11 protein-coding genes are annotated in these 10,637 nt (G+C 53.7%); 8 read left to right on the top strand and 3 right to left on the bottom strand.

Features of this window, described 5'->3' with window-relative positions:
* Positions 1 to 164: 164 nt before the first annotated feature.
* Positions 165 to 1,202, bottom strand: coding sequence for a LacI family DNA-binding transcriptional regulator (locus E5C26_RS10265; protein WP_135316198.1), 1,038 nt, complete (start codon positions 1,200 to 1,202; stop codon positions 165 to 167).
* A gap of 215 nt (positions 1,203 to 1,417) precedes the next feature.
* On the opposite strand from E5C26_RS10265, the gene E5C26_RS10260 reads away from it, so the two are divergent.
* The 4 genes from E5C26_RS10260 to E5C26_RS10245 all read left to right on the top strand — a co-directional run bounded on the left by E5C26_RS10260 (position 1,418) and on the right by E5C26_RS10245 (position 5,133).
* Complete coding sequence (locus E5C26_RS10260) at positions 1,418 to 2,635, top strand: MFS transporter (protein WP_135316197.1); 1,218 nt, start codon at positions 1,418 to 1,420, stop codon at positions 2,633 to 2,635.
* Between the two features lie 121 nt (positions 2,636 to 2,756).
* Positions 2,757 to 3,503: an SDR family NAD(P)-dependent oxidoreductase gene (locus E5C26_RS10255; protein WP_135316196.1), complete on the top strand. Its 747-nt coding sequence runs from the start codon at positions 2,757 to 2,759 to the stop codon at positions 3,501 to 3,503.
* 17 nt (positions 3,504 to 3,520) lie between these two features.
* Complete coding sequence (locus E5C26_RS10250; RefSeq protein ID WP_135316195.1) at positions 3,521 to 3,739, top strand: tautomerase family protein; 219 nt, start codon at positions 3,521 to 3,523, stop codon at positions 3,737 to 3,739.
* Between the two features lie 272 nt (positions 3,740 to 4,011).
* Positions 4,012 to 5,133, top strand: a complete 1,122-nt coding sequence (locus tag E5C26_RS10245; protein WP_135316194.1) for an AI-2E family transporter — start codon at positions 4,012 to 4,014, stop codon at positions 5,131 to 5,133.
* A gap of 650 nt (positions 5,134 to 5,783) precedes the next feature.
* Here E5C26_RS10245 and tolA read toward each other — a convergent pair.
* Together tolA and icd are read right to left on the bottom strand one after the other, a co-directional pair.
* Positions 5,784 to 6,227, bottom strand: coding sequence for a cell envelope integrity protein TolA (gene tolA / locus E5C26_RS10240; protein ID WP_135316193.1), 444 nt, complete (start codon positions 6,225 to 6,227; stop codon positions 5,784 to 5,786).
* 87 nt (positions 6,228 to 6,314) lie between these two features.
* Complete coding sequence (gene icd / locus E5C26_RS10235; protein ID WP_012006449.1) at positions 6,315 to 7,568, bottom strand: NADP-dependent isocitrate dehydrogenase; 1,254 nt, start codon at positions 7,566 to 7,568, stop codon at positions 6,315 to 6,317.
* A gap of 132 nt (positions 7,569 to 7,700) precedes the next feature.
* Between icd and rluE the strand changes: the two genes are divergently transcribed.
* From rluE to hflD, 4 genes are all read left to right on the top strand, one after another.
* On the top strand, positions 7,701 to 8,327 hold the full coding sequence (gene rluE, locus E5C26_RS10230) for a 23S rRNA pseudouridine(2457) synthase RluE (RefSeq protein ID WP_135316192.1): 627 nt from the start codon (positions 7,701 to 7,703) through the stop codon (positions 8,325 to 8,327).
* A 33-nt stretch (positions 8,328 to 8,360) separates the two neighbouring features.
* A complete protein-coding gene (locus E5C26_RS10225; RefSeq protein WP_135316191.1) occupies positions 8,361 to 8,807 on the top strand; it encodes an NUDIX hydrolase in 447 nt (148 codons plus the stop codon).
* Positions 8,808 to 8,902: 95 nt separating this feature from the next.
* Entirely contained in the window at positions 8,903 to 10,006 is a 1,104-nt protein-coding gene (gene mnmA / locus E5C26_RS10220) for a tRNA 2-thiouridine(34) synthase MnmA (protein WP_017892507.1), read from the top strand.
* Between the two features lie 2 nt (positions 10,007 to 10,008).
* Positions 10,009 to 10,635: a high frequency lysogenization protein HflD gene (hflD, locus tag E5C26_RS10215; RefSeq protein WP_012006445.1), complete on the top strand. Its 627-nt coding sequence runs from the start codon at positions 10,009 to 10,011 to the stop codon at positions 10,633 to 10,635.
* Positions 10,636 to 10,637 lie beyond the last annotated feature (2 nt).

Here is a 10,637-nt window from a genome sequence, read left to right as displayed (position 1 = left end):
GCGGTATTGGTATGCACGTTTCATATGGACAAAATTACAGGAGCCATCGTGAAAAGACAAAAAGAAGTTAGCTCGAAAACCGCCTCCTTTCCTCCCCGGCCTGAAGGCCGAGGTTTCCCGGAGGCACTCTGATGAAAAACGGCTCCTCTAGAGGGAGCCGACTGTCAGAGGTTTTCTTTGGTGATCAAATCAAAGCGGTTAATGGTGTGACTAAACCCACCGGATTCGCCGACAACGGCGGCCACAAAAGTCGTGATGACCGAAGCCGCAAACTCGGCGATACGGTGCTTTAGCATCAGATCCAGAGTGCCATCTATCAACGCCATTTCACCGCCTTCTACCGGGCCATGGCAAATCAGCATGATCTGATGCTGCCTGCCGCTGTCCCGCAAAGCCGCGATAATGCCTTCCACCCCGCCACAGGGCGCATACAGTGCCACCAGATTAGGATGCTGCTCCAGCAGGGTTTGGGTGACTTGCCGGGCATTGTCACTCCGTTCATGACTCAGTACCGGCTCAAGTACCCGTTGGCCGCTCAGGTGTTCGCGCAAATAAGAGCGGAAGCTGATTTCGCAGGTTTCCTGACACAAAAAGCGATTATCGCCGATAATCACCCCAACATCGCCCTGTCGTCGGCACAGACGTTCCAATGCCCAACCGGCGGTACGGCCTGCCTGTTGGTTATCCCAGCCGATATAACCGGCGCGACTGTGTACCGACAGATCAGACAGCAACGTAAACACCTTTACTCCCTGCCGGGCGGCCTCTTCCACCGCAAAACGGATCATCGGGTTATCCAGCGCCAGCACGCCGATCACATCCACACTTTGGCTTAACTGCGTGATGGCGGCGGCGGTGTCGCTGACCGCGCTGATATCATGAAACATGAACTGTGGCGGGTGCTCGGCATCGTAATAGGGTGCGGCCTGTTCCAGCAGGCTATCCGCTAGTTGTGCGTAGAACGAATGTTCCTTGCGCAGCAGGATAAAGCCCATTTTAATCCGTGCGGCTGGTTGGCTCACTGCCTCAAACAGTTGATGCGACTTCTCTAGGGCGAAGCCTAATTTATGCGCCGCCGCAATGACCCTGCGTGCCGTTTCAGGGCGTACCGTCGCGCGCTGGTTTATTACCCGATCAACCGTCGCAATACCAACATGTGCCTCTCTGGCAATGGCGGCCAGGGTGGTTTTCTTGCCTGCCATCATCGTCTCCCTCATGATTTTGATAAAAACTATCATGTCCCAGCCGCCCAAAGAAATCAGGCTGTCGTTTTTGTGTGATCGGGCGCGTTAATGGCGTAGTGCGCTCAGCAATAAAGCTCGAAATGTGTCGTTCTTGCGGCAAATAGAGCCACAATTGAACTGTTGGTATTGTCGACATAACGCATAGTCTGATTTTTATCTCCCTGGAAAACATCATGACCGCGACCAAGCCTGATGCCATGGCTCCAGTGTCATCCCCCACCACGCAGTGGCCAGCAATCGCCAATGTAGTCTTAGCCGGCATTGCCGTTGCGCTGCACGTGGGCAAAGCGACCATTGCTCTGCCGGAACTGCAGCGCGAATTCGGCCGGTCGCTGGAGTCGCTGAGCTGGATTATTTCCGCCTTTCCGTTTATCGGCGTGTTCGGGGGCATCGCCGCCGGACAGCTGGTGCGCCGCTGGGGCGACCGACGCTTGTTGAGTCTGGGTCTGGTGATTGTCAGCCTTGCCAGCTTTGCCAGCTTTGCCGGGGCAACTCAACACGACTTCACCGGCTTGATCGTCACCCGCGTTATCGAAGGGATCGGTTTTGTCATTGTAGTGGTGGCAGCACCGACCGTGCTGACCCGAGTGGTGGCGCCACAACAACGTAATCTGGTATTCAGCATCTGGAGCACCTTTATGCCAGCGGGCATGGCGATCTCCCTGTTCTTCGGCCCGCACTTCGCAGGTTGGCAACAGAGTTGGATCGCCGGTGGCACCCTGACCCTGCTGGCGGCACTGTTGCTGCCATTCACCACGCCACGCAGCGTGTTGACCCGCACAACCGCGACAACACTCAAGCTAAGTCAGGCGCTGCTCAGCATCATTAGCGCCCGTCAACCACTGCTACTGGCCCTGATCTTCACCACCTATAACCTGCAGTTCTTCGCCGTGATGGCTTTTCTGCCGATATTCCTGATGCAGCGGATCGGGCTGACGCTGGTCGCGGCTGGCGGCGTCAGTGCGGCAGTGATTGCGGTCAATATTCTTGGTAACCTGTTTGCCGGAGTATTGCTGTCGCGTGGTCTGCGTGCCCGTACCCTGCTCGCCATTACCAGCACGCTGATGGGGCTTGCCGGAGCCAGCGTCTTTCTTTCGGCCACACCGAATTCCATGCTGGTCCCATTGTGTTTACTGTTTAGTGGTATCGGCGGCATGTTGCCCGCCACCATTCTGGCTGCCACCCCGGCGGCGGCACCTGAGGCGACGTTGATCCCACTGAGCCTCGGCCTGGTGATGCAGGGCATTTATCTCGGCCAGGTGATCGGCCCCATTGTCTTGAGCACCCTGGTGGCCTATGCCGGTTGGACCGTCCCTTCCGTTCTGGTGTTAGCCGCTGCGGTGCTGGGAAGCACACTGGCGTTGGCGCTGGTAGCGAAGCCCAAAATCTGACCAGCCAGTCGTGACTCATTACACCATGTATAAAATCAAATGACTCTGACCCCATTTTTCTCTTCGTCTCCAGGCATTATCGTTTCAGCAACGCAAATAATGGCTATATAGAGAACAGACAATGGACAGAGTAAAAACAGTAATTGTTACCGGCGCATCCAGCGGGTTGGGGTTCGCTATTGCACAGGCTTACCTGGCGCATGGCTACAATGTGGTGGGCAACGCACGCTCACTGGAACGTTTGCAGTCAGCGGCAAACCAACTCGGTAACCCTGAAAATCTGCTGCTGGTTCCCGGTGATATCGCCCTGCCGGAAACAGCAACCCGTCTGTTCGAACAGGCCGAGGATAAATTTGGTCAGGTCGATATCCTGATCAATAACGCGGGGATTTTCCTGTCCAAACCGATGACCGAGTATACGCAGGAAGATGTCGACGCGATGCTGGCCACCAACCTGAAAGGTTTCTTCTATCCCTCACAGGCCGCCGCCCGCCACATGGCCCCCCATGGTAGCGGCCATATCGTCACCATTACTGCCGCCATCGCCATGCAGCCCATCAGCAAAGTCCCGGCGCTGTTGCCGATTATGGTCAAGGGCGGGCTGAACCAGGCCACCCGTGGGTTGGCGCTGGAAATGGCACCGCATAATGTGATGGTCAACGCCGTTGCACCCGGCATCATCGCCACCCCACTGACCATGAGCAATCCGGATGAACAAAGCCTGGCGTTTATGAAACAGATGGCGCCGACCCAACGCATTGGTCAGCCGCAGGATATTGTCGATGCGGTGCTGTACCTGACTGACTCAAGCTTTGTCACCGGCACCATCGTGGCCGTAGACGGCGGCACTACCGCCGGCGTCTGGTAATTAAGGAGAACCTGCAAATGCCCTATGTAAATATTAAAGTCACCGATGCAGGGGTGACCGCCGAGCAGAAACGCCAATTGATTGAAGGCGTCACCGGGTTGCTGGAACGCGTGCTGAACAAGCCACGATACGCCACCTCTGTAGTGATTGACGAAGTCGCTACTGATAACTGGGGCGTCGGCGGTGAAAGCGTCACCGCACTGCGCGCCAAAGAGCGAAACTCGGGTCAGCGATAAACAACCTCAACTCCCCTGGTCTGCTATTAATCCGAGTTTCATCCGAAAGGGCGACGGGTTTGTCAGGCTGGGGGGTTTTACTGCAATAAGCCTGCATCTCCCACTCAAATACCCCTGCTGAATAGATGGTGACTAATAAGTTTCATTAATCGTTCATCTGTAAAATCCACTACCTGTTACGCGTTTGTGATGATAGGGTTTGATCTTCAAGAAGTGTCAACGTCAGCGAATACTGGGGTTGGCAGGAAAAATCTATCATCAGAGGGACGGGTATGATGTCTAAGGGTATTTCAAAGGGATTCTTTATTCTGATCCTTTTCATAGTTACCGCTGCTTTTCTGGACGTATTGGGTCCCTATTATTCGTCGGTTCTGTGGGCAATTATCCTGGCGGTGATTTTCCATCCGGTGAAACAAAAACTTAAACAGTACCTGGGCGATCGAAACGGCCTGGTGTCGCTTTTGACGGTCGCAGTCATCTGTCTGATCGTATTTACGCCCCTGGCGATTATTGCGTCTTCATTGGCGATTGAGCTTAACGTCGTCTACACCAAATTACAGGGTAACAATACCCAATTCCCGGTTGTTCTGGCCGATACTCTGCGGGTGCTGCCTGGCTGGGCACGCCATTTCCTTACCGAGCATAACCTCGACAACGCGGCTGAAATACAAAAGAAGCTTTCGGAAGTGGCGCTGCAAGGTGGGCAATATCTTGCCGGTAGCGTGTTCCTGATCGGTAAAGGTACCTTTAACTTTGCCGTTGGTTTTGGCGTAATGCTCTATCTGCTGTTCTTCCTGCTGAAGGATGGCCCTTATCTGGTTAACCTGTCGCTCGAAGCCTTACCGTTATCCGAGCACGTTAAACATCATCTGTTTGTGAAATTCGCCGCAGTTTCCCGCGCGACGGTAAAAGGCACAGTAGTGGTTGCAATAGTGCAAGGGGCACTCGGCGGCCTGGCGTTTTACATCACCGGTATCGAAGGCAGCCTGCTGTGGGCTGCCTTGATGGCGTTCCTGTCCATCATCCCTGCGGTAGGCTCCGCCATTATCTGGGTACCCGCCGCCATCTATTTCTTCGCTACGGGAATGCTGTGGAAAGGCCTGTTCCTGGTGGGCTTCTTCGTGGTGATCATCGGTTTGGTCGACAACATCCTTCGTCCACTGTTGGTGGGTAAAGACACCAAGATGCCGGATTATCTGATCCTGATTTCAACCTTGGGCGGTATGGAGATTTACGGCATTAATGGCTTCGTCATCGGCCCGCTGATCGCTGCCCTGTTCATCGCCTGCTGGAATATTCTTTCCGGCCGCGACAGTGCCGAAACCACCGATGAGATTGATGAAGATTTTATCGAGGAAGGCAAGAATCACCCAGATGCCACCAAGGTGGATTGAATCATTGCCCTCTTCTCTCTAGAGGAATATTAAGGCGAACATTAACTAAACCCCGCACAACACAGCGGGGTTTTCTATACCTGCGTAAAGATGGGTACATTTATTGGAAACGGAGAAAGTTGAGAGCTAAAAAGGTGAGTCGGGCTGCAATAACGGCTAGCTTAGTGATAAGATAAAAGAACAATGTGGCCAATGATGACGAACAGAGCAAAAACAAGTCTTAATCGTTCCAATGGGGTTACCACTCAGCACTAAATATAAATAAAAATTAATAATTACCTTTCTATAAAATTTAAACAACAGGATTTTTCTTAAACCAAGGGACTGTATGAATTTCAACCGAATACTGACCAGATTAGCCGCAGCGGTTTCCATTGCGTCAATCACTACCGGCCTGACAAAATGGCCTGATGTTATGTTCATCTCAAGCTGTGTGATGCTAATAATTTGGCTGCATGCCGAATGGGACTGGCGTAAGCGGAAGTAAACGTATCCCCAATTTATAACGATACCTGGAACTGTCGAACATATACGCAAACGCATTTATTTATATCGTTCGTCATGACTAAACAACGGGAGCCCTGCGGCTCCCGTTGTTGTTCAAATGCTTAAACACAATTACATGCTTTAACGATAGTTTTGTCATTCAACTACTGAGGGCGAAATTCGAGTACGGCATTTTTAAAAGCACCGTAAACAGCTTGTGACGGTGGCTTGGGAAAACGGGTATTTATGATTGCCTTTATAGCAGCCTGGCAAAGGGCAGGATCACCACTTTCAGAACGGACATCCAAAAGCATCCCATCCGGGGCAAGCTTCATTCTTAAAGCGCACTTCTTACCGGCATAGGCGTTGGCATCATAAAAATGGCGCTGAATCGCGGTGCGTACCTGCCCGGCATAGTTGCTGACCTCATCCCCTGCTGCAGGAGTTGCTTTGCCATCAAGGGCAGCAAAAAGATCATCGCCCCCCTCCGCAAAGGGCCCAGCGTTAGCCACAGCGTTCGTCTTGCTACAGCCTGTCAGCCATAGTGAAACGACAATAAGCATTAATGCCGGCAGGTTTTTTTTAAATCCTAAATGAACGCTATTCATGATTCCCTTCTTTTAGAATAGTCACTGGAAAGAACAAAAAAAACGGGAACCCTCAGGCTCCCGTTATCATTTAACGCTTAAACACTCTTACATGTGTTTAACGATAGCGTCGCCAAACTCTGAACATTTCAGCAGCTTAGCGCCTTCCATCAGGCGTTCGAAGTCATAGGTCACGGTCTTGGCAGCGATGGCGCCTTCCATGCCCTTAACAATCAGGTCAGCCGCTTCGAACCAGCCCATGTGACGCAGCATCATTTCTGCAGACAGGATGATGGAACCCGGGTTCACTTTATCCTGACCGGCATACTTGGGTGCAGTGCCGTGGGTCGCTTCGAACAGTGCACAATCGGAACCGATGTTGGCGCCAGGTGCGATACCGATACCGCCAACCTGTGCGGCCAGGGCGTCGGAGATGTAGTCACCGTTCAGGTTCATACAGGCAATGACGTCGTATTCAGCCGGACGCAGCAGGATTTGCTGCAGGAAGGCGTCGGCGATCACGTCTTTAACCACGATCTCTTTACCGGTGTTCGGGTTCTTGATTTTCAGCCATGGGCCGCCGTCGATCAGCTCACCGCCGAACTCTTCACGTGCCAGTTCGTAGCCCCAATCCTTGAAGGCACCTTCGGTGAACTTCATGATGTTGCCTTTGTGAACCAGAGTCACAGAGTCACGGTCGTTGGTGATAGCGTATTCAATAGCTGCACGAACCAGACGTTTGGTCCCTTCTTCAGAGCATGGCTTCACGCCGATACCGCATTGCTCTGGGAAGCGGATTTTCTTCACGCCCATTTCGTCGCGCAGGAATTTGATCACTTTGTCTGCTTCGGCAGAACCGGCTTTCCATTCGATACCTGCATAGATGTCTTCGGCGTTTTCGCGGAAGATTACCATGTCGGTCAGTTCTGGCTGTTTAACCGGGCTTGGGGTGCCCTGGTAGTAACGCACCGGACGCAGGCAAACATACAGGTCCAGTTGCTGGCGCAGGGCCACGTTCAGGGAGCGAATACCGCCACCGACTGGGGTAGTCAGCGGGCCTTTAATGGCTACGCGATAGTCACGGATCAGATCCAGGGTTTCTTCCGGCAGCCACACGTCTTTCCCGTAAACGTGAGTGGATTTTTCGCCGGTATAGATTTCCATCCAGGAGATTTTACGTTCGCCGTGGTAGGCTTTTTTTACTGCTGCATCAACCACGTGAATCATAGCAGGGGTAACGTCGACGCCAATGCCGTCGCCTTCGATAAACGGAATGATCGGGTTATTCGGAACAACCAGTTTACCCTGGGCATCGACCGTAATCTTTTTACCTTCTGCCGGAACAACTACTTTGCTTTCCATCAACCTCTCCTTCAAGCGCAATTTTTGTTAATGCTTTGTAAGATGCGTGTAGATACTACTGGAATTTTCTGTCCGCGCCAATCCGAAACGGATTCGGTTATAATGCGCCTATCATCCGTAATCTCAACTGTTATGAAAAAATTCCCTGTTAGAAATCACAAAGTTAAACGATTCAGCCCGCCTGCTTCCGCCAAACCCGCTATCGCACAGGGGCCGCGTCGCGTGGTGTTATTCAACAAACCCTTCGATGTGTTGCCACAGTTCACCGATGAAGCCGGTCGTACCACGCTGAAAGAATTCATTCCGTTTCCTGATGTTTACGCCGCCGGGCGTCTGGATCGCGACAGCGAAGGATTATTGGTGTTAACCAATGACGGCAAGCTGCAGGCGCAGCTCACGCAGCCGGGCAAGCGCACCGGCAAAGTCTATTACGTGCAGGTAGAAGGCGCGCCGCAGGACAGCGATTTAGCCCCTTTGCGCAGCGGTATTACGCTGAAAGATGGCCCGACCCTGCCAGCCGGCGTGGAGTTGATCGCCGAACCGCAATGGTTATGGCCGCGCAATCCGCCGATCCGCGAGCGTAAATCAATTCCGACAAGCTGGCTGAAAATTACCCTCTTTGAGGGGCGAAATCGCCAGGTACGTCGCATGACTGCACATATCGGCTTTCCTACCCTGCGACTGATTCGCTACAGTATGGGTAATATTTCATTGGGGGAACTACAACCCGGTGAATGGAAAACCCTTGATTCACTGTAGTCATACATCAACAAGCCGCTGTAAGGGGCCGTTATGTTTAAACCGCACGTCACCGTTGCCTGCGTGGTCCACGCCGCCGGCAAGTTTTTGATCGTCGAAGAGACCATCAACAGCAAGGCACTCTGGAACCAACCGGCCGGCCACCTTGAGGCAGACGAAACGCTGGTGCAGGCCGCCGAGCGCGAACTGTGGGAAGAAACCGGCATTCGCGCCACGCCGCAGTCGTTCCTCAAACTGCACCAGTGGATCGCACCGGACAACACGCCGTTTCTGCGCTTTTGCTTTGTCATTGAGCTGGAGCAGCAATTGCCGACCGAACCGCACGACAGCGATATTGACCGTTGCCTGTGGCTGAGCGCCGAAGACATTTTGCAGGCCCCTAACCTGCGTTCCGCACTGGTCGCCGAAAGCATTCGTTGTTACCAACAACCGGAGCGTTACCCGCTATCGCTGGTCAGCAGCTATAACTGGCCGTTCTGAGATGAATAAGTGCCGTGCGCCGACGAGGCCAACGTGGTAAAATCCTGCGCTTGTTTTTTATCAGCACGGTTCGTGTTCAAGTTCGTGAGATCCCCATGTCAGACAACAGCCAGAAAAAAGTAATCGTCGGTATGTCCGGCGGCGTCGACTCTTCCGTTACTGCCTATCTGTTACAGCAACAGGGCTATCAGGTCGCTGGGCTGTTTATGAAGAACTGGGAAGAAGACGATGACGAAGAGTACTGCTCCGCAGCGACCGATCTGGCCGATGCCCAAGCGGTATGCGACAAACTCGGTATCGAACTGCATACGGTGAATTTCGCGGCAGAGTACTGGGACAACGTATTTGAGCTGTTCCTGGAAGAGTACAAGGCCGGCCGCACGCCGAACCCGGATATCCTGTGCAATAAAGAAATCAAATTCAAAGCCTTCCTGGAATTCGCCGCAGAAGATCTGGGGGCGGATTTTATCGCCACCGGCCACTACGTGCGTCGCCAGGACGTGGACGGCAAAAGCCGTCTGTTGCGTGGTGTCGACGGCAACAAAGACCAGAGCTATTTCCTCTACACCCTGAGCCACGAGCAGGTCGCACAAAGCCTGTTCCCGGTCGGTGAACTGGAAAAACCGGAGGTGCGCCGCATTGCCGAACAGCTTGAACTGGTTACCGCCAAGAAAAAAGACTCCACCGGTATCTGCTTTATCGGCGAGCGCAAATTCCGCGACTTCCTCGGCCGTTATCTGCCTGCACAACCCGGCCCGATTGTTAGCGTCGACGGCCAGACCGTCGGTGAACACCAGGGCCTGATGTACCACACCCTGGGCCAGCGCAAAGGGCTGGGCATCGGCGGCATGAAAGACAGCAGCGAAGACCCATGGTACGTGGTAGACAAAGACGTCGCCAACAACGTGCTGGTAGTCGCGCAGGGGCATGAGCATCCGCGTCTGATGTCCGTCGGGCTGATCGCGCAGCAATTGCATTGGGTCGATCGTCTGCCGCTGAGCGGGCCATTCCGTTGTACAGTGAAAACCCGTTATCGCCAGCAGGATATTCCCTGCACCGTCACCCCGCTTGACGAACAACGCATTGAAGTGCGTTTCGACGAGCCGGTCGCTGCCGTCACCCCTGGCCAGTCAGCCGTGTTCTATCAGGATGAAATCTGCCTCGGCGGCGGCATTATCGAACAGCGTTTACAGGAGTAATCGTGGCGAAGAACTATTATGACATTACGCTGGCGATGGCCGGGATCAGCCAGACTGCGCGTCTGGTCCAGCAGTTGGCGCACGAAGGCCAATGCGATCGCGAAGCCTTTCATACCTCGCTGAGCAGCCTGCTGCAGATGGATCCCCCTTCTACGCTGGCGGTGTTCGGCGGTGAAGAACGCAATTTGAAAATGGGCCTTGAGACGCTGATGGGCGTGCTCAATGCCAACAATAAAGGCCTGGCCGCCGAGCTGACCCGTTACACTATCAGCCTGATGGTGCTGGAGCGTAAGCTCAACGCCAACAAACAGGCGATGAATCAGCTTGGCGAACGTCTTGGCCAGCTTGAACGCCAACTGGCGCATTTTGATCTGGAATCAGACACCATTATCAGCGCGCTGGCCGGCATCTATGTCGACGTCGTCAGCCCGCTCGGGCCGCGCATTCAGGTGACAGGTTCACCGGCTATCCTGCAGAACCCGCAGGTGCAGGCCAAGGTTCGCGCCGCACTGCTGGCGGGCATCCGTGCCGCCGTGCTGTGGCAGCAGGTTGGCGGTAGCCGCCTGCAGTTAATGTTTTCCCGTAATCGTCTGTTTAAACAGGCGCAAAATATCGTTGCTCATTGTTAATA

The sequence above is a fragment of the Serratia proteamaculans genome (assembly GCF_004684015.1).
GTDB classification, from domain to species: Bacteria; Pseudomonadota; Gammaproteobacteria; order Enterobacterales; family Enterobacteriaceae; genus Serratia; species Serratia proteamaculans_F.
The sequence above is the reverse complement of the archived record's forward strand: the minus strand, read 5'-3'. Positions and strand labels throughout refer to the sequence as shown.